Origin of the sequence: Klebsiella sp. MBT K-1 (genome assembly GCF_002556465.1) — a bacterium.
In the GTDB taxonomy this organism is placed as follows: domain Bacteria; phylum Pseudomonadota; class Gammaproteobacteria; order Enterobacterales; family Enterobacteriaceae; genus Klebsiella; species Klebsiella grimontii.
The window spans coordinates 15,010-34,493 of record NZ_PDEL01000006.1 but is presented as its reverse complement, the minus strand read 5'-3'; the positions used below and the strand labels follow the sequence as shown (position 1 = coordinate 34,493).

The 19,484-nt window shown below is 51.9% G+C and carries 21 protein-coding genes and 1 tRNA gene; 14 read left to right on the top strand and 8 right to left on the bottom strand.

All coding sequences use genetic code 11. The features are described from left to right. The first annotated feature begins 4 nt into the window (after positions 1-4). Positions 5-928 (top strand): dihydrodipicolinate synthase family protein, encoded by a 924-nt coding sequence (locus CMQ96_RS09970; RefSeq protein WP_098066712.1) that lies wholly within the window; start codon positions 5-7, stop codon positions 926-928. Here the strand turns inward: CMQ96_RS09970 and CMQ96_RS09965 are convergent. Beyond that, complete coding sequence (locus tag CMQ96_RS09965; protein ID WP_049086023.1) at positions 912-2,009, bottom strand: gamma-glutamyl-gamma-aminobutyrate hydrolase family protein; 1,098 nt, start codon at positions 2,007-2,009, stop codon at positions 912-914. The genes CMQ96_RS09970 and CMQ96_RS09965 overlap by 17 nt on opposite strands. A 68-nt stretch (positions 2,010-2,077) precedes the next feature. Here CMQ96_RS09965 and CMQ96_RS09960 point away from each other — a divergent pair, with 68 nt between their 5' ends. The 11 genes from CMQ96_RS09960 (at position 2,078) to CMQ96_RS09910 (ending at position 12,690) form a co-directional block, all read left to right on the top strand. After that, positions 2,078-3,286, top strand: coding sequence for a pyridoxal phosphate-dependent aminotransferase (locus CMQ96_RS09960; RefSeq protein WP_098066710.1), 1,209 nt, complete (start codon positions 2,078-2,080; stop codon positions 3,284-3,286). A gap of 324 nt (positions 3,287-3,610) precedes the next feature. Further along, positions 3,611-4,342, top strand: coding sequence for a GntR family transcriptional regulator (locus CMQ96_RS09955; protein WP_024359659.1), 732 nt, complete (start codon positions 3,611-3,613; stop codon positions 4,340-4,342). Next, on the top strand, positions 4,339-4,776 hold the full coding sequence (locus CMQ96_RS09950; RefSeq protein ID WP_098066708.1) for a PTS sugar transporter subunit IIA: 438 nt from the start codon (positions 4,339-4,341) through the stop codon (positions 4,774-4,776). Before CMQ96_RS09955 ends, CMQ96_RS09950 begins: the two co-directional genes overlap by 4 nt. 3 nt (positions 4,777-4,779) lie before the next feature. After that, positions 4,780-5,562, top strand: coding sequence for a PTS sugar transporter subunit IIC (locus CMQ96_RS09945; RefSeq protein ID WP_014228687.1), 783 nt, complete (start codon positions 4,780-4,782; stop codon positions 5,560-5,562). Next, on the top strand, positions 5,555-6,334 hold the full coding sequence (locus tag CMQ96_RS09940; protein ID WP_024359661.1) for a PTS system mannose/fructose/sorbose family transporter subunit IID: 780 nt from the start codon (positions 5,555-5,557) through the stop codon (positions 6,332-6,334). The genes CMQ96_RS09945 and CMQ96_RS09940 overlap by 8 nt, the downstream gene beginning before the upstream one ends. A 27-nt stretch (positions 6,335-6,361) precedes the next feature. Continuing rightward, entirely contained in the window at positions 6,362-6,853 is a 492-nt protein-coding gene (locus CMQ96_RS09935) for a PTS sugar transporter subunit IIB (protein WP_014837995.1), read from the top strand. 3 nt (positions 6,854-6,856) lie between these two features. Next, positions 6,857-7,561 (top strand): sugar isomerase domain-containing protein, encoded by a 705-nt coding sequence (locus tag CMQ96_RS09930; RefSeq protein ID WP_024359662.1) that lies wholly within the window; start codon positions 6,857-6,859, stop codon positions 7,559-7,561. A gap of 9 nt (positions 7,562-7,570) precedes the next feature. Then, positions 7,571-8,737, top strand: coding sequence for a glycoside hydrolase family 88 protein (locus tag CMQ96_RS09925; protein WP_024359663.1), 1,167 nt, complete (start codon positions 7,571-7,573; stop codon positions 8,735-8,737). Continuing rightward, positions 8,716-9,492 (top strand): SIS domain-containing protein, encoded by a 777-nt coding sequence (locus CMQ96_RS09920; protein ID WP_224233260.1) that lies wholly within the window; start codon positions 8,716-8,718, stop codon positions 9,490-9,492. The genes CMQ96_RS09925 and CMQ96_RS09920 overlap by 22 nt, the downstream gene beginning before the upstream one ends. A gap of 49 nt (positions 9,493-9,541) precedes the next feature. Next, complete coding sequence (locus tag CMQ96_RS09915) at positions 9,542-10,954, top strand: OprD family outer membrane porin (protein WP_024359665.1); 1,413 nt, start codon at positions 9,542-9,544, stop codon at positions 10,952-10,954. Positions 10,955-11,397: 443 nt separating this feature from the next. Next, positions 11,398-12,690 carry a haloacid dehalogenase-like hydrolase gene (locus tag CMQ96_RS09910; protein WP_098066706.1) on the top strand — a complete coding sequence of 431 codons (1,293 nt, stop codon included), beginning with the start codon at positions 11,398-11,400 and terminating at the stop codon, positions 12,688-12,690. Positions 12,691-12,935: 245 nt separating this feature from the next. On the opposite strand, the gene CMQ96_RS09905 is transcribed toward CMQ96_RS09910, so the two are convergent. The 4 genes from CMQ96_RS09905 to CMQ96_RS09890 all read right to left on the bottom strand — a co-directional run bounded on the left by CMQ96_RS09905 (position 12,936) and on the right by CMQ96_RS09890 (position 16,423). Further along, positions 12,936-13,394, bottom strand: coding sequence for a hypothetical protein (locus CMQ96_RS09905; RefSeq protein WP_049086019.1), 459 nt, complete (start codon positions 13,392-13,394; stop codon positions 12,936-12,938). A 53-nt stretch (positions 13,395-13,447) separates the two neighbouring features. Beyond that, on the bottom strand, positions 13,448-14,239 hold the full coding sequence (locus CMQ96_RS09900) for an ATP-grasp domain-containing protein (RefSeq protein WP_024359668.1): 792 nt from the start codon (positions 14,237-14,239) through the stop codon (positions 13,448-13,450). 326 nt (positions 14,240-14,565) lie between these two features. After that, positions 14,566-14,653, bottom strand: a tRNA-Ser gene (locus CMQ96_RS09895). 141 nt (positions 14,654-14,794) lie between these two features. Beyond that, positions 14,795-16,423: an ABC transporter substrate-binding protein gene (locus CMQ96_RS09890; protein WP_064342420.1), complete on the bottom strand. Its 1,629-nt coding sequence runs from the start codon at positions 16,421-16,423 to the stop codon at positions 14,795-14,797. Positions 16,424-16,690: 267 nt separating this feature from the next. Between CMQ96_RS09890 and yccA the strand changes: the two genes are divergently transcribed. Both yccA and tusE read left to right on the top strand, forming a co-directional pair. Further along, positions 16,691-17,350: an FtsH protease modulator YccA gene (gene yccA / locus CMQ96_RS09885; protein WP_004100829.1), complete on the top strand. Its 660-nt coding sequence runs from the start codon at positions 16,691-16,693 to the stop codon at positions 17,348-17,350. Between the two features lie 89 nt (positions 17,351-17,439). Next, positions 17,440-17,769, top strand: a complete 330-nt coding sequence (gene tusE, locus CMQ96_RS09880; RefSeq protein WP_049131195.1) for a sulfurtransferase TusE — start codon at positions 17,440-17,442, stop codon at positions 17,767-17,769. Here tusE and yccX read toward each other — a convergent pair. The 3 genes from yccX to CMQ96_RS09865 are packed head-to-tail and all read right to left on the bottom strand — an operon-like array spanning position 17,766 to position 19,457. After that, positions 17,766-18,047, bottom strand: a complete 282-nt coding sequence (gene yccX, locus CMQ96_RS09875) for an acylphosphatase (protein WP_004131057.1) — start codon at positions 18,045-18,047, stop codon at positions 17,766-17,768. The two genes, tusE and yccX, sit on opposite strands and share 4 nt — an antisense overlap. Before the next feature lie 51 nt (positions 18,048-18,098). Continuing rightward, the gene (locus CMQ96_RS09870) at positions 18,099-18,887 is read right to left on the bottom strand and encodes an AraC family transcriptional regulator (RefSeq protein ID WP_098066704.1); all 789 of its coding nucleotides are present in this window, start codon (positions 18,885-18,887) and stop codon (positions 18,099-18,101) included. 15 nt (positions 18,888-18,902) lie between these two features. Then, positions 18,903-19,457 (bottom strand): YbhB/YbcL family Raf kinase inhibitor-like protein, encoded by a 555-nt coding sequence (locus tag CMQ96_RS09865; RefSeq protein ID WP_004871536.1) that lies wholly within the window; start codon positions 19,455-19,457, stop codon positions 18,903-18,905. Positions 19,458-19,484 lie beyond the last annotated feature (27 nt).

Here is a 19,484-nt window from a genome sequence, read left to right as displayed (position 1 = left end):
AAAGATGAAAGATATCAATGAGTGTCGTGAACGCCTGCGCGGTATTTTCAACATCACCGTCACCCCGTTCGACGCCAGCGGCGCGATCGACTACCCGGCGTTGCGTGAAAACATCGAACGCGTGATTGGTCTGGGCTATGACGGCCTGCTGATTGGCGGCACCTACGGCGAGTTCCCGGTAATGACCGTCGAAGAGCGCCGCGAATTGTTTCATGAAGTGATGGCCTGCGTGGATGACCGCGTGGCGGTAATGCTGTGCAGCGCCAGTTCCGATCCGCGCGACGCCCGCGAGCTGACCGTTCTGGCAAGCGAGTTGGGCGGCCTGCCGATGGTCACCGCGCCCTTTGTTAGCGAAATCACTGACGAACAGATCGTCAGCTACTTCAATGAGATGGCACCGTTATCCAAAACCGGCATTCTGGTGTACAACGCGCCGGGCATCGGCATTACCCTCTCCCCGACGCTGCTGGAACGGCTGGCAGAGATCCCGAATGTGGTCGGCATCAAACAGGGCGATCTCAACCCCACCGCCATCGACCAGATTGCCAACCGCCTGCGCGGGCGTCTGCGCCTGTTCTGCGCCTCCGATCTGGCTTTCCTCGGACCGATGATGGCCGGGTTTGACGGCATCAGCACGACCAACAGCGGCGCGCTGCCGGAGCTGATCGTCAATACCTTCCGCGCCGTGGAACGGGGCGATGCCGCCACTGCCCGCGATTTGCATCAGCTGTGGTACGCGTATCGAGCGCTGGCGCGCAAATACGGGCAGCCGCAGCTGGTGAAAGCGGCGATGGCGCTGCGCGGCTTTAACGGCGGCACCGTACGCGCACCGTTAAAGCCGATCGGCGACGCGGCGCTGGCAGAGCTGACCCGCGTCATGCAGGCGCTTGCCAGCGACCATCGCAGCGGGGTTACGCTGGCGCGTTAAGCGCCACCTTTAGAAACGCGACGAACAGCGGATGGGGCGCATCCGGGCGGGACATCAGTTCCGGATGCCCCTGAACCCCGTGCCAGAACGGCAGCTCAGGCTGGGAAACGGCCTCCACGATACCGTCGCGTTGCGCGCTCACGCTGACCCCGCCGGGGGACAGCGCCGGCAATAAGTCGGTGTTGAAGCAGTAGCGATGGTTGTAGTGCATTTCGTGGACATCGCCGGGGATAAGCCCCGAGGAAAAAGGGAATACACCGCAGCGATGACGACCATCGGCAAAGGGAACAAAGCTGTGCAGAGCCTCATGCGGAGCGACTTCCGCGGGAATGGCCGATTCGAAACCCGGACTCCGGCGCACGGCAGCAGTCATCATGCTCTGCATTCCCAGGCACAACCCCAGCGTTGGCTGCCCGCGGTTAAGCGTATCTTCCGCCACGCGGATTTGTCCGTTGACCGCCGCCATTGAGGAACCGCCTGGCAGCACCACGCCCTGGAAGAGGTGAAGTTCGTGTAACTCGGCGGACAGACTGACCGGCGCGAAGAAATGGACATCCAGGTTCAGCCCCAGCGACGCCGCGGCATCGCCCAGTGAGCCGAGCGTGGCGGGATAGACCAGACGGTGGTCCGCCTCGCGGCCAATAAGCGCGATGCGCAAGGACGCCCTGGCGGACGACGGTCTCCCGGCATCCCAGCGGCCATAGCGGTCGGGGGTGAGCGCTAACAGCGTGTGTTGCCCGTCGCTGAGCGTCAGGCGGTGGTTGCTGTCATCGCTGTAAAGCCGCTGGCCCGGCAGGTCGGCAATAAGCGGCGCCTGCGAGGACGACAGCACAATAACGGCGTCTGATGGCGGCAGGCTGGCGATATCGCGCACCTCTTCACGCAGCGTATCGCTGCGCCAGAGACCGCTGGTCACGCAGTACCCTGCGCGAATGACGTGCTGATGACTATCGGGAACGTCCCCGGCGAAGTCGGGGCGAAGGCTCCAGAGGGGCAACCCAAGACGATTAGCCCACAGGCTGGCGGTGATACCGTAGCGGGCGGGGACGGAGCTGTTATCGAGAATAAAGATCGGTGACACGGCGAGTTTCCTGCTGATGTTGGGTACCCAATTGTATTAATTGATTCATTAGATACAAAAGAGGATTTATGAATAACAGTCAAATCGCCCGTCGTATGCTTTCCGTACGCCCTTCACCGACGGCGGCCATTTCTGACCGGGTACGGGCGCTGGAAGCCGCAGGCAAGCAGGTTATCAACCTGGGCGAAGGGGAACTGGATTTTGCTACCCCGGCCCATATTAGCTATGCGGGCATTGAAGCTATCGTGCATCACCAGACTAAGTATACCGCCGTTTCCGGCACCGCAGCGTTGAAGTCGGCGATTGCCGCCAAGTTCGCGCGCGACAACCAGCTGCACTACCGCGCGGAGGAGATCATCGCCGGGAGCGGCGCCAAGCAGCTCATTTTCAATGCCTTTCTGGCAACCCTGGACGCCGGGCAGCAGGTGATTATTCCCGCCCCCTACTGGGTCTCCTACCCGGATATGGTCTCTCTGGCCGACGGTGAACCGGTGATTGTGCCCTGTGATGAACAACACGGCTGGAAGCTGACGCCGGAACAACTGGCCGCCGCCCTCACCTCGTCAACGCGCTGGTTGGTTCTCAACTCGCCGGGTAACCCGACCGGGGCGATATACAGCGAACGGGAACTGCGCGCGCTGGCAGAGGTCCTGGCGGATTACCCGCAGGTGCTGGTGATGGCCGACGACATTTACGAGCCGCTGCGTTACGACAATGTCCCGTTTATCACTTTTGCTCAGGCCGCGCCGCAGCTGGTTTCGCGCACCCTGACGGTGAACGGGGTCTCCAAAAGCCACGCCATGACCGGCTGGCGTCTGGGCTATGCGGGTGGGCCGCAGTGGCTGATTGCCGCCATGCAGATCCTGCAATCACAAAGCACCTCCAATCCCAGCAGCATTTCGCAGGCGGCGGCGGTCGCGGCCCTTAACCATTCGGCGGATTTCTTCGACGGCTGGCTGCAGACGCTGGATAAACGTCGCCAGCAGGTGCTGGGGATGATTGCCGCCACCGAGGGCCTGAGCGCGGGCATCCCCCAGGGCGCATTCTATGTCTTTGCCAACTGCCAGCAGCTCATTGGGCGGGTGACCCCTGGCGGCGAAACCCTCCGCGACGACAGCGGGCTGGCGAACTGGCTGCTAGAACACACTCAGGTGGCCGTGTTACACGGTTCCGCGTTCGGAATGCCGGGATATTTACGTATTGCCTACGCGGTAGAAGATGGGCTGCTGGCGCAGGCCTGCCAGCGGATTGCCGGGGCCTGCGCGCAGCTGCGTTAGGGCACGCAAGCACCACGATGGCGCCCTATAAAAAGAAAACCCCGTGCGATGTACTGGCCGGGGTTGTTGAATGCGGGCGCTCCGTTTTCTCAGCTCGCCAGCGCAATAGCGCGGCAATCAGTTTGCGTTCACGCCCGGCCGGTGCGGCAAAAATTCCTCGCCCCTGCCCCCTCCGTCGGGGCGAAATTGCGAAATGCATCACAGTCCAGGAAATAACTTAACAGGTTAACCGGTTAAGTTGAGTTGAGAGGTTGATCGGACAATCAGGTACGGGTATCGTAAGCCTACGAAATAAAATAAATGTAAACAGAAACTGGCGAAACAATGAAAGCAACGGCACAGTCAACGAAATACCAGGTGATAAAGGCAGCACTGTTAGATGAAATAAGAAACGGTACTTTTAAACCCGGGGAAAAATTCTACAGTGAGTCGGAATTAAAAGAGCGTTACTCCGTCAGTTCCGCCACGGTTATTCGCGCTATTCACGAAATGGTGAATGAAGGCTACCTGATTCGTTATCAGGGTAAAGGCACTTTTGTTTCGAAAGCCAAACGAAATGAGAACATTGTTTTCTCAGAATCAGATAACGATTTAAAAGGCATGCAGTCGGTTAAAGTTATCGCCTGTGAACTGGAAAACGATCCGTGTATTAAAGAAAAACTCGGGTTAAATGATGATGAAAAATATTATCATATTGCGCGCTTAAAGTTTGATAATAACAAACCTTATGCATTACAGATTTCGCATATTCCGGCCCGCTACTTCGCCAGTCAATTGACGATTAAGAATTCGGCACTCAGCTCTATTTATGAGGCTTTTAAGGTTAACAATGGTCTTGATATGTACACCATGCCCTATCGGCAGACCATCTGTGCCCTGACCGATGCTGCGCCAGAAGTCCTGCAGCACCTTGAGCTCACGGCTCACCAGCCCGTTATCATGATGAAACGCTACACCCACGACGAGCAAGGTCAGGTGATTGAATATATTGAGACCTGGAAACGGTTAGAATCATTTTATATTGAAATAAGAACGCCAGATAAGGGGGCAGGATGAACCAATTATTATTAATCTCTCATGGGGGTTTCGCCAGCGGTGCCAGACAGGCCACAGAATTAATACTCGGAGCGCAGCCAAACCTTCATGTAGTTGAACTGGATGGTGAGAAAGGGATAGCAGTATTTAAACAGGAACTTCTCGATAAAATCACCATCCTTAGCACAGCAGAATCCAAAATTATTATCCTCTCTGATTTAAAAAGTGGTTCGCCATATAACTCCGCAATGGAGATTATTGTCACTAACAACCTATGGAATAATATCACCCTGCTCTCTGGGATGAATTTAAACTTAATTCTGGAAATGGCGATGGCAATTGATGAAAGTCACTCGCCAGCCTCGCTGAATGAAATAATAACTACGGCGCGTGATGGTATTTACCATTTACAGCAGGCAGCGCTTGCCGCCCACACAGATGACGGAGACGAGTAAAAAATGGAGCACATTGCGGTCTGGCAGATAGCGTTACTGACGCTTTATTCAGGGCTGGCGATATACGACGGCAACAACACGACGCTTGGGTTAGTGAAACCGAGCATGGCGGGCTTCTTTGCCGGTCTCATTATGGGCGATATGACCACCGGGCTTATCGTCGGCGGCACCCTGAACCTGCTGGTACTGGGCGTGGGCAACTTCGGCGGCGCGTCGATCCCGGATTACATGACCGGTGCGGTGCTGGGTACCACTTTCGCGATTATCAGCGGCCAGGGCGCGGCGTTTGGCGCAACCATTGCGGTGCCGATTGGTCTCTTAATGGTACAGCTGGATATCCTCGCCCGCTTCAGCAACACCTTTATCCATCATAAGGCCGACAGGCTGATTGAAGAGGGTCAGGTGAAGGCGGCGGCCAGGATGAACCTGCTGGGCCAGGTGCCTATTTCGCTCTCGCGTATGCTGCCGGTGCTGTTGGCGCTGATCCTCGGGGCAACCTTCGTTAATGACGTCGTGACCTGGATCCCCGCGTCCATCATGAACGGTCTTAAAGTCGCCGGTGGCCTACTGCCTGCGCTGGGTATCTCCATCCTGCTGCGCTATTTACCGATTAAGAAGAACATCTCGTTTCTTATTCTGGGCTTTTTCCTGGCGGCCTATCTGAAAGTGCCGGTGCTGGGCGCCGCGCTGCTGGGCCTGGCAATTGCGCTTTACGTCTTCAACTCAGAAAAACAGGTAACGCAAACTACCGAATCCCCGGCAAATGGAGCAATGGGCGATGAATAAAGTACTAAAACGCGTGTTCTGGCGCTGGTTCCTGTTCGGTCAGTCTGGCTGGAACTACGAAAAAATGCAGGGTCTGGGCTATCTGTACAGCATCTATCCGTTCCTTGAGAAAAAGTACGCAAAACCCGAAGAGCTGAAGGATGCGGCGAAGGTACACAGCCAGTTCTTTAACACCAACAACACCATGGCGCCGGGGATCCTCGGGGTGAACATCGCCCTGGAAGAGCAGACCGGGCTTGCGGGCAAAGATGCGGTTGCCGGAATCAAAACCGGTCTGATGGGACCGCTGGCGGGCATCGGAGATACGCTGTTCTTTGTTATTCCGACCACCATTATCGGTTCTGTCGCTTCGTACCTCGCGCTGCAGGGCAACCCGGTGGGGCTTGTCCTCTGGCTACTGTTCGCCCTGGTTCGCATGCTGTTTATGCGCTTTAGCATCAGCACGGGGTATCAGGAAGGGGTCAACCTGCTGGGGTCTTTGACCAATAGCCTCAACAAAATTACCCGCGCAGCCAATATTCTCGGGCTGACGGTTATCGGGGCGCTTATCCCCTCGGTGGTGAAGGCGAATCTTAATTTCGAATTCAGCTACGGCGAAGTATCGCTCAAGCTGCAGAGCATTGCCGACCAGATTATGCCCGGGCTTATTCCGCTGCTGGTTGTGGGGTTCACCTACTGGCTGCTGGGGCTCAAAAAGATGAACTCGACTCGCGTCATTTTTGTCCTGATTGCTTTAGGTATTATCGGCTACAACCTGAATATTCTCGGTTAAGTAACACATTGATTTAAGGAATTTATCATGAAAGGTATTGTGCATATTCGTGTCGATGACCGGCTGATCCACGGCCAGGTGGCCACCCGCTGGGTAAGCCACTTCAACGCCAACCGTATTATGGTGATTGACGACGCCGTAGCTGCAAACGATGTAGAGAAAATGCTGCTGCGCAGTGCAGCCCCGGAAGGCTGCAACACCTCTATTCTCTCTTTTGAGAAAGCCAGCGCCAATATCCTCGCCGGCAACTACGACGGTCAGCGCGTACTGATCCTGCTGAAGACCCCGGAGCTGGCGCTGAAGCTGATGAACGCCGGGATTGCCCTCCCCCAGCTCAATATCGGCAATATGTCCAACAAAGACGATCGCCGCCAGATCAAACGCTCGGTCAGCGTCAACGATGCTGAGATCGCGGCCATCAACGCGCTGCTGGAAAAAGGCGTGGCGGTGACGGCGCAGATGACGCCGGAAGAGCCGAACGCCTGTATCACCACGTTTTTAAAAGCCGATAAGGGATAAGGGATGTCACCACATCAGCAGCAGTATTATCAGCATGTTTTAGCAACGCTGAATCAGGTGTTTCTTACTCAGAGCGCTGAAGTTGAGCAGGCGGCGGCGCTGTTTGCCGAGTGCGTCAAAGCCAACGGCATTATTCACGGCTTTGGCTCCGGCCACTCGTTTGCCGCGGCGGTTGAGCTGGCCGGTCGTGCAGGCGGCCTGGTCAATACCAAAGCCATTGACCAGTTCTATGGACCAACCGGCTGGTTTGATTCGCTGAAAGGGATTGGCGACATCTTCTCCGGGCTGCTCGATCTGCGCGAGTCAGACTGCTTTGTGATTATCTCCAACTCCGGCACTAAACCGCTGCACGTTGAGCTGGCACGCAAGGTCAAAGAGAGGGGGCTGAAGCTGGTGGTTATCACCCGCTACGCCGGTGAGTCGACGCCAACGAGCGAGAGCATCCGCGACTATGCCGATGTCATTCTCGATAACGGCTGCCCGTCCGGTGACTGCACGCTAAGTATGGATAACGGCAACATCATGACCGGTCCAGTGTCCTCGCTGTCTGCGGCCTTCATCATCAATAACGTGGTGATCCGCTGCATCGAGATGCTGCTGGAACAAGGTATCGCGCCGCCGGTGATGCGCAGCATCAATCTGCCCGGCGGTAAAGAATACAACGACATGCTGATGAGTCAGTACAAAGAGCGCGTATTCACGCTGTAGGGAAAAATCATGAAAGAGAGTCTGTCGAATCGCCTCACACCGCTGCCCTTTCCTGCCCTCACGCCCGACGCCTGTCGGGATGAGCTGACGGCGTGCGCGCGGCGGATCGCACGTAACATGGGTCTGTACGGCGAGAAATTCCCCTCAGCCTGCACGCTCAATAATCGCTACGTTCTGAAAGAGAATAACGACTGGACCAACGGATTCTGGACCGGGATGCAGGCAATGGCCTGGGAGTTCAGCGGCGATCGCGCATACCTGGACGGCGTTGAACGCAACGTGGCGAGTTTTAAAGCCCGCCTGGCGGCGCACTACGTCCTCGATCACCACGATATCGGCTTCCTTTATAGCCTGTCGGCAGTCGCGTACTGGAAACTGACGGAGCGCGAAGCGCTAACCCCGCTTATTCTGGCGGCGGCCGATCTGCTGGTAAACCGTTTTCACCACAGCGCCGGTTTTATCCAGGCCTGGGGTATGCTTAACGACCCGCAGGAGTACCGGCTTATTATCGATTCATTGATTAACCTTCCCCTGCTCCACGTGGCAGCAAAGATCAGCGGTGAATCACGTTATCGGGAAGTGGCTGAACGCCACTATGCGGCGGTCATCAACAACATTTTTCGCGAAGACGGCTCCACTTTCCATACCTTCTATTTTGACCAGACAAGCGGTGCGCCTTCGCACGGGAAAACCTTTCAGGGCTACAGCGATAACTCCTGCTGGGCCCGCGGCCAGGCGTGGGCCATTCTCGGCATCCCGCTTCACTGGTCGGCCACCGGCGAAACCGACCACTACGAACGGTGGCAGCAGGCCTGCGAGTATTTCTTCCGCTACCTGCCGGAGGACGGCGTTCCCGCCTGGGATCTGCTGCTGGCTGCAGATCCCGACGCCCCGAAAGACAGCTCCGCGCTGGCGATTGCGGTCTGCGGCCTGCTGGAAGCGCATAAGCACTTTCCGGATGCCGGTTACCAGACACTGGCGCGTCAATGTCTGCTGGCATTAATGCGCGGCGCGTCTGCCCGCGAGGATGATGTCTGCGAAGGCTTACTTAAACACGGTGTTTACGCCTATGCCCTCGGTAAAGGCATCGATGAATGTAATCTCTGGGGAGATTACTTCTATATGGAAGCGTTATACCGAGTCTACCAACCACAATGGTCAGGATACTGGTTATGACAATGATTCAGAGCTATTTAGATATCGTCCAGAAAAAACTTAACGACATTACTCAACAGCAAAGCCATAAAATCACTTCCACCGCCGTGGAACTGGCAAAAATCATTAACCAGGGAGGTGTAATTTATATTTTCGGCTGCGGCCACTCACATATTTTCGCTGAAGATGTATTTTATCGTGCCGGAGGTATCGCCCCGGTTCGGCCAATATTTATCGAACCTTTAATGTTACATCAGGGGGCGGCGGCTTCATCATATTATGAAAAACAGAATGACTATATTGCTGAGCATCTGGAGAGATTCTCGATCACCAGTAAAGATGCGCTGATTGTTATCTCAACTTCCGGGATTAACCCCGCTCCGGTCGATGCAGCACTCTGGGCAAAACAGCACGGGGCATTTACCCTGGCGCTGACCAGCTTTCTGTATGCCGAGACCCAGCCGTCGAAGCACAAGGCTGGCCTTAAGCTGCGGGACTGCGTGGATGTCGCCATTGATAACCAGGTGCCAATCGGTGATGCGGTGCTTTCCCTTACAGAGCATGCAACGCCGTTCGCGCCGGTTTCCTCAATGACCGGACTGTTTATTATGCATACCCTGTTCGCGGAAATCATAGCGAACCTGGGGAGTGAAAATAAATCTCTGCCGGTATTTTTGAGCGGTAACATTGCGAATTCCGCAAAACATAATGAATATCTTCTCGAAAAATACGGTGCGCAAATCCCGGAGCTCATAAATAACACGAGTTTTAAATAAACAGTACATCCCTCGCCCTATAATACATGGTTTTATAAGGTATATAATAATGACAACTCATAGACTCAGAGTTTCTCTGTGTACACCGCTGTTTCTTTTTATTGCCGCAGATGCCTTTGCGGAAGAAGAAACGGATTATGAAGCGCCTTCTCAGTTTGAGAAAGCGTTTTATGATGAAGGCAAATTAAATCTCAATACCTCACTATATATTCGTCATCGTGCTGTAAAAGACTCCACGACCGGTAAATACGGACTGGGTCCAGCCGGGATCCAGAACCAGACCGGTAACGTGGCGATTAGCTATATTTCAGGCTATTACCAGGACGTTATTGGCTTTGATTTCTGGGGCAACGCCAACATTAAACTCGGGCATACCGTCGGTCAGTCGGAGATCCTTTACTACGACTACGATTGCGGCGAGCCGGGCAAGTTCAGCCCGTGCGAGAGGTCCTACATGAGCGTGTCGGTTGCCGCACTCAAGCTCAACCTTGGCGATGCAGGCACCAATTTCAAGCTGGCCGCGGGCTATACCCCCATTAACTCCGGTACCGTAAAAAGCAGTTGGGGCCTCAACCCTCACGCTTTTCGCGGGTTTGACAGTGCCCTGACCCTCGACAAACTGAGGCTGACCTACGCCTGGGCCGACCGCTTCAAGAACGACTGGAGCCGTGATTTTAAACCGATGACCACGGCCTGGCACCAGAACAACGCCGCCGGACTCGATGACAACGGCAAAACCATTAAAGCCGGTGCAATCATCGATTACATTCACACGGTGGGCGCAGTCTATAACTTTGGCAGTACCGTGCTTGACGTGGGCTATGGCGAAGGTAAAGGCTACCGTCGCAACTGGCAGGCACAGGTAGAGCGTCACGATACGTTGACAAAGGATGTCTCCCTGCAGAGTAAGCTCTTCTACCAGGGCGCGCGCTACATTGAAGATCTGTCGAAAATAAAAGATCCTGCAACGGAATATTATGTGGGGGTTGGTTTTAACCTGAGCCACGACAACACCGTGTGGTCCCTTGGTTATAGCCAGAACTACGCCCCGAACACCGGAGATTACAACTTCCGCTTAACCCCGTGGGCGAACTCCGATAAGCGTGATTATCAGCCGACGCTGTCGCAGCTGGAAGACTTTAACGTTTCCGGCGCCCGCGCGGTTCGTTTTGGCGTGAGTTATAACTTTGCCGATCTGAATCTACCGGAGTTAACCCTGGGCGGTGCCGGAACCTACGGCTGGCACGTGGTTAGCGATGTCAGTAAAACCGGTTCGGCGAGAAAGTACGACGGGAGCATGGTGTCGTTCGATCTTTCCGCTCGCTATCTGGTGGCGGACGGCATGGCGAAAGGCCTCTCCTTTACCCTGCTCCCGGCGCTCTTCCGGGCGACAGACAGCAACTATAAAACCGATCGTAACGACGTGAAGTTTATCGTCGGCTACAGCATCAATATCTTCTGAGTCCGCGCCCCCTCAACAGCGCATGAGGGGGGACTTTGCGAAGGGAACCGCACCTGTCAGCTTCAAACGGCCAGAGCGGGTTACTCAACCGAATGGCATACTGAATAGCGGCACATAAGAAAAAACCCCGAGCGATTAAATAGCTCGGGGTTTGTATGACAGGATTGCACGATGCCGAAGAAAGCAAAAGAACCATCAGGACTAGCCGTAGATAGATAAGTGACATTAAAATAACATTCGGAGATAGTTCGAACTGTTTTTGACCTGCTACCTTGTCATACTAAACATTTCTCTGTAGATAATTCTGGCTTACTCCCTCACCATTTTCATATATTCATAAAATATGATAACCATCACATTCATGATCAGGGTGCCAATTTTTGATATAGCTGGCTTTTACTTTTTGCTACAGATGGTAATGCACCCTAAAAAAGGAATTAATCATGAAAATGACAATAATATATGCACTACTATCCGTATTTTTTGGAGTATATGGAACAACGGCCAGTGCCAGTAACACAAATCAAGTGTCACAAAATTTAGAAACTGCAATTCCCCAACAAAAGCAAATAGTTATCGGCAATTGGGACGAGTTCAACTCAAGAAAAATTGACAGACTCATTCAAGAAGCAAAGCAGAAGCCAGCGCATTCTTTATATGCTGTTTTTGATTTTGACAACACAACAGCTTTTCTGGATATCGAAGAGGCAACTCTTATATATCAACTAGAAAACCTTAAATTTTCGATGAAACCTGAGACATTGAAAGAGATAATTTATAAAGATATACCGCCTTCAGACTTTAACTCGGATTATAATAATAAAAAACATCAACCGGTTAATATAAACCTCATTGGTCAAGACATTATTGATAGCTACACATGGCTATACAATAATTACAGCGGATTTGCGGGTAATAAAACGCTTGATGAAATTAAGAAAGATTCTAATTATATGAATTTTATAGTGAAAATGAGATATTTATATGATGCAATAGGTGGGTCATTCGACCATGAGGTATCTTATCCATGGGTGACGTATCTTTTTTCTGGCATGTCCAAAAAAGAAGTAGCTGATTTAGTGCACGATACTATTGAGTGGCAAAATAACCAGCCTATCGAAAAGGTGACATGGGTAAGCCCAGCAGATATGGCTGGCCGAGCTGGTATCGTATCAGTAACATGGAAAAATGGATTTAGGCTGGTCCCAGAAATGCAGACATTATATAAAAACCTACAGCAGGCAGGAGTTGATGTTTATGTCATTTCCGCTTCTGCTTTAGATGTGATAAAAAGCATCGTTACTACAGAAAAATATGGTTTTTCTGTTCCTGAGTCTCATGTCTATGCAATGCATCCCTTATATGATAAAGAAGGTAGATTGACTCACAGCCTCGATCCATACTATCCCCAGACGCAAGGTAAAGGTAAAACCGAAACCATAAAAAAATTTATACAACAACATTACAAAAATACCGGGCCAATATTAGTTGCTGGCGATAGCGAAGGAGATCAAAACATGATGTCCGACTTTAATGACACAAAGTGTGTTCTTATTATTAATCGGCTACGCGCATCTGACACTATTATCGGTGAGTTATCAGCTAAAGCCGTTCGTGACTATAATAAAGATGATGCAAAAATATTATTACAAGGAAGAGATGAAAATAAAGGGGAATTTTTATCATCACAAAGTAGCATACTGATGGGCACTAATAACGAAGTATCTTTACCATAGGTATCGACTTACAGCAATGCCTCTTACTTGAAACTGGGGCATTGCTAGTGAAATGATATTAATTACTTTAAATATAAGATCATGACCTTGTCATAGTACATTATTTATAATAACGCCTTACATTGATACTTTTAAAGGATTAAAAACCATAATACTGCGCAGTATAATCAAACATTCCTTTTTAAGCATGAACATATTAAATCCAGCAACTTTAATAACAACATTCAAGTTATGACATAAGCACTCTATACAATATCCATTGTTTTGTCATCAAAACCTGAGGTCAAAGAATAACCATTTTCATCCAGATTATTAAACACATCCAAAATTCCGTTAGTTGTATAAACCAACAAATGTGTAAATACTTCTATTTTATTATTTTCAATAACCAAATAATCCACACCAAGTTTTACCGATGATATCCTATTATTTAGACATCCACTGATTTCTTTTGGACTATTTGTCACCCAGCGAACTTGATTATACTCAATCGAAAACGGAAGTGTTAGATCATTACTTAACCATAGTTCATCAAATTTAGACCAGGCAATAGAGATTACCTCACCACCATCAAAGTAGATTCTTATGGGTAAATCATTCCAGGGTTCCCAGTCATCAAAATAAATCTCGGCCGTTTCATACTTGATAATTTTTTTACCAAGCAATTTAAAAAAACAAGTATATATATTGTTAACTTTATTCATACCTTGAGCCTCATATCCTGAAGACTTAAAACCAGGCTGATATTAAAACATACTCATCCAGACACGCTGGCCTTTACAATCATCTTAACGAATTTTTGGACGTCCCATTCTTTAATATCTGAAACTTGCCCATCGCCGATTTCGATCAAACGAAGATTGGATGAAGCTGTCTCAACCATATCTATTGAGAAAAAAGGGGAGCTTATATGCTTCGCTATTTCATGAACAATAGCAGGGATAACATCATCAGCAGAGTAGACATTTCCATAGAATGAAAAATATCTACGTTCTGTTTCGGGTTTTAGGTCCTCAACCTTTCTAAGCACGACACCACCCTCTATTTCTCCGCGATATTGTTTAATATGGGCTAAAATCCCCTGTATTTCCTCGGCATTTTTCGCTATCGAACCACGCGATGTCGTAAGTGATTTAACATAGTCTTTAACAAAATATGAAGGCCATTTTAATCGGGATGTAATTTTTTCGAAATCATCATTCTCAGTAAGTAAAATAGTTTCAGGTGTATAATCACTACATGTTCCGTACCAGCCCGTAATATAGTGGCAAGAAGCGTAATCATCAGGAGAAACTAACATTTCCGCACTATGGCTTTTAACAGTATTGTATAATGTTTTATATTCTTTCTGTTTAAGCATCCAGCCTCGCCAAATAACTGGCGCATGCGCCTCAAGGTTTCCTGAAAGTTTAATTTTGCTATCTAATAAATGCTGTGATGATAGCAAAACACATTTTACTCCGTTATCACTTGCACAGTTGAATTCATCCTCATAATTTTCATCAACTCTATTCAGATTAAAGTAATCACTTGGGTAAATTATTTGCATGGAACCTATCCTTTTCTCAATATTTGTCTATATTATGGGTAACGTAACACTCTATTGGCAGTGATGTATATTTATATACTCCCCTGTTTATCTGCTCGGAGCGTGTTAAATGACTCAACGCCGGGAGGATTATTCACTGACGTCTTTACAGAGCCCACTTCGAAATGCATTAGCCCTCACCTGAACGATGAGTATTTGAAAGGATATTTATTGAGCAAAGGACGGACTTTAGATGTAAAAAAAGCCCGTATAAACGGGCTTTTTGTACTACTTTATGCACTATAAAATCAAAACCATTCTTCAAGCTATTGATTTTATTTAGAATTTGGCGGAAGCGTAGAGATTCGAACTCTAGAACCCTTTCGGGTCGCCGGTTTTCAAGACCGGTGCCTTCAACCGCTCGGCCACGCTTCCAATGAGGCGCACTATAAACACCTCTGTTCTGGCTGTAAAGCACCAATTTATTCAACTGCCTTAAAATTAAACAAAAACGCATTATTCGTCTGAAATTCAGGCAGTTTGCGCAGATTTTCAGCGCAAAATGCCCTCTGCAGGTTAATGTTTTTTGATGTACATATCTTTGCTGTAGTAATACCCCAGCTTATCCGGCGTAAATCCGCCTACCCATGGCTTGACCAGATGGGTGCGCACATAGTGATAGACCGGAATGGCCGGGACATCCTGCCCTAACAGATCTTCCGCCTGCTGGTAGAACTTGCCCCGCGCCGTCGTATCAGCGGCTTTTGCCGCATTGTGCAGCGCCTCATCATAGGCCGGGTTGCTGTACTGGCTGGTATTTTCACTGTCGCCGGTGCGGAAGTTGTTGAGAAACGTCGCCGCATCGTCATAGTCAGCGATCCACGCGTAGCGCACGGCGTCAAAATTATGCGTATGCATGGCGTCGAGCATCGTTTTCCACTCCTGGTTTTGCAGCTTCGCCTCCACGCCAAGATTCTTTTTCCACATTGAGCTGGCGGCGATGGCAATTCGCTGGTGCGATTCCGACGTGTTATAGAGCAAATTAAAGACCAGCGGGTGGGACTCGTTATACCCAGCCTCGCTCAGCAGCTTTTTCGCCTCGGCGATACGCTTATCGCGCGGCCAGCTGGCGTACTCGGGATTGTGCAGCTTCACCCCGCCGATGTCAGGCTGGCTGATAAGCCAGGCCGGACGCTGCCCCTGCCCCATCACCTTCTCCGCGATAATGTCTTTATCGAGGGCCATATTGAGCGCCCGTCGCACGCGGGGGTCGTTAAACGGCGGCCGGGTGGTGTTGAATTCGTAATAGTAGGTGGCCAGCTGCGGCGAAACATCCAGCTGATCGCCCATGGTTTTTTTGAGCTGGGCAAACTGATTAATCGGCACCGTATAGACGATGTCGATCTCCCCCGCCTTATAGCGGTTGACGTCGGCGGTTTCAGAACTTATCGGCAGGTAGGTCACCTTATTGATGACCGTATGCGCGTTATCCCAGTAGCGCGGATTGCGCTCGGCCACAATGCGCTCATTCACCACCCACTGCGACAGCTTATAGGGCCCGCTGGTCACCATATGCTCCGGTTTGGTCCACTTGTCGCCGTAGCGCGATATCAGCACTTTATCGAGCGGAACCAGAGACGGGTGCGCCAGCATCGCCAAAAACGCCGCATTCGGCTGAGTTAAGGTCACCTCAAGGGTGGTATCATCCAGCGCCTTGACGCCCAGCGTCTCTGGCGCTTTTTGACCCTGCGCTATCTCCGCGCCGTTGACGATATGCATATTGCCGGGATAGCTCGCGTAAGGGGACGCCGTAAGCGGCGACACCAGACGCTGCCAGCTCCAGACGATATCCTGCGCCGTAATCGCCGTACCGTCGGACCAGGTCACTCCGGGGCGCAGATGGAACGTCCAGACGGTGTTGTCTTTATTCTCCCACTTCTCCGCCAGCCTGGGCTGAATTTCTCCTGCTGGCGAAACGCTGACCAGCCCTTCGAAAAGATCGCTGATAATGTTGTTTTCAACGTCGCTTTCCACTTTATGCGGATCCAACGACGACGGCTCGCTGCCGTTATTTCTGACCAGCTCCTGCTTCTCCGCCAGCACCGTTCCCGGCGGCACCTGAGCGGCCAGCGCCGGAATAGCCATGGAGAAAAGGCCGACGGCCAGTAGTACGCGTGTGATGTGATTATATTTTTGTGATTTCATATCCCTTGCCTTTGTTACGCTTCGTTTGTACCCTCTCCAGAGTTAGTCGCAGAATGGCATTAACGCAATATTTTTCAGTGAGTTATCAGATTTCGATCTGGCTTCAGAAGGCGAACAAATAAACATACCGCGCATTTTCATTTTTCTGGAATAAAATGCTGCATTCAGCCCGCATGCCTTGAGTAAAGATGGGTAAAAGCACTATGGCTTCGGCCTTGATTTTTTTATGCTTCGTTATTAATTACATCTGTCATAAGAGAGTGACTCATGGATCGTATCATTACATCGTCGCGTGATCGTTCATCGCTGCTTAGCACGCACAAAGTTCTGCGGAACACCTATTTCCTGCTTAGCCTGACGCTGGCATTTTCGGCCATTACGGCGACGGCCAGCACCGTGTTGATGCTGCCTTCTCCGGGTCTGATTCTGACGCTGGTCGGTATGTACGGCCTGATGTTCCTGACCTATAAAACGGCGAATAAGCCAACGGGTATCATTTCCGCGTTCGCCTTTACCGGTTTTCTGGGCTACATCCTGGGGCCAATGCTTAACGCCTACCTGTCTGCGGGCATGGGAGACTTAATCGGCCTGGCGCTGGGCGGTACCGCGCTGGTGTTCTTCTGCTGCTCGGCCTACGTGCTGACCACCCGTAAAGATATGTCCTTCCTCGGCGGCATGCTGATGGCGGGCGTGGTGGTCGTGCTAATCGGTATGGTCGCCAACATTTTCCTGCAGCTGCCGGCCCTGCATCTGGCTATCAGCGCGGTGTTTATCCTGATCTCTTCAGGCGCGATTCTGTTTGAGACCAGCAATATCATCCGCGGCGGTGAAACCAACTACATCCGCGCGACCGTTAGCCTGTACGTCTCGCTGTACAACATCTTCGTCAGCCTGCTGAGCATCCTTGGGTTCGCCAGCAGAGACTAATTCTCTCCCCCGGTCGTTCTGAGGCCCCGCTTATGCGGGGCCTTATTTTTTGCTACACTGCCGCCATTTTCAGCGGTATGTGAAGAATCATGTTTATCTTTAACGGTAATGAAATAGAAACCGATAGCGAAGGCTATCTGAAGGACACAACCCAGTGGAACGAAGCGATGGCGGCCGTTATCGCCGAGCAGGAGGGCATCAGCCTTTCCGTTGAGCACTGGGAAGTGGTGCGCTTTGTGCGCGACTTTTATCTGGAATTCAACACCTCACCGGCGATTCGTATGCTGGTAAAGGCGATGGCGAACAAGTTCGGCGAAGAGAAAGGCAACAGCCGCTATCTCTACCGCCTGTTTCCGAAAGGCCCGGCTAAGCAGGCGACGAAAATCGCCGGTCTGCCCAAGCCGGTAAAGTGCATCTAATACAAAATGGCGAATTTCTGCCACTCTCTGGTGGGCTGATGGGGCTCGGTCAGAACCCTGTCAACTCGCGCGCTGCGCGGCCCGCCGGCTTTCAGCCAGGCGATGAGCTTCTCCACCTGTTCAGCCTCTCCACAGGCCAGCACTTCCACGCCGCCGTCGTCGAGGTTGCGCGCGTATCCGGTTAATCCAAGCTGCAGCGCCTCGCGCTGGGTCGAATAGCGAAACCCGACGCCCTGAACGGAACCGTAGACCCACGCCATCGTGCAAACCGTTGCCATATTCTCTCTCCTTTCCGGACAATGACTCACTACAGAGGATAGCAAATTCTTTCAGCGTACATGCTTTGGCAGTACGCCGTAGTGCTGGCGAAAACGGGCGGTAAAGCGCGATCCGCACTGGTAGCCGCTGTTTTGCGCAATTTCGCCAATGGGCCGCGACGTCGACTGTAATTGTCCCAGCGCGTAGGCCATACGGACCTCTTCCACGATCTGGCGGAAACTGCGGGACTCCTGCTGCAAACGGCGGCGCAGCGTCGACTCTCCCAGAAACAGCATTTTAGCCACTTTCGCTACGCTCCACGCATCGCCAGGCGACAGCATAATAATTTGCCTGACCTGGCCGGTTAGCTCCTCGCGCCGTTCGTTGAGCAGCGGCCCGGCGTATCCGGCCTGATACAGCGCCAGCAGCAGCCCCATCGCCTGATGATGCTGCAGTTCGCCGCTGAGCCCCTCCCGTACCGCCTGCAGGACGCTTTGCCACATAAACGACAGTTCCGCCCCCAGCGGCGCGCAAAGCGACGTCAGACGGCCAGCCTGTGGTTCGCTCATATAGCGATTCTTAAAATCCGCCAGCAGCTCCGGGGTTAATGAGAGCAGATCGGAGCAAAACAGCCCGTTTTCCGGCTGATTAATCACCTCGAGCTCAACCTCGGCGGGCAAAATGATCAGCTGCTGCGGCGTTGCCAGCATCTCGCTGGCGCCCTGCACAATCACTTTGCTGCCGCGGTTTACCCGGCAGATCGCAGGCGCGAACAGCGTGACGCGGTGCAGTTTGCATAATCGTCGGGTGGTAATTTCCGCCGCCGTTAACGCGTTATGGTGAAAATTAATGTTCCGCATCAGGCTGCCCTTATTTTATCTTCCGGCCATCGCCGTTATCTGCGCGCTGGCGATGGCGTGGCTATGTAACATAAATCCGACTAACGCCCCGCTGGACTCGCCGTCAATGGGCAGCGTCGGGATATCCAGCGCCCATACCGTAAAGCGGTAGCGATGCGGTTTATCGCCGGCGGGCGGACACGCGCCGCCAAAGCCGGCATAGCCAAAGTCATTGCGCCCCTGTACCGCCCCGGCGGGCAGTTTAGCGTTATTTTTGTCTCCGGCGCCAGCGGCTAAGCTTGTCGCCTGTTGGGCAATATTCACCACCGTCCAGTGCCACCAGCCGCTCCCGGTTGGCGCATCAGGATCGTAAGCGGTCACCGCGAAACTGCGGGTACCCGCCGGGGCATTTTGCCAGGCGATCTGCGGTGAGATATTGCCGCCGGTGCAGCCAAAGCCGCCAAACCAATGCCTCTGCGCCAGAGCGTCTCCTTCGCGCATATCCGCGCTGCTGACGCTAAACGGCGCGGCAATCGCCGTTCCACTTATCATGACCATTATCGCGGCAGCGACTTTCAATCCTGTTTTCATCGTATTTTCCTCCGTCAGGTGAGGAAA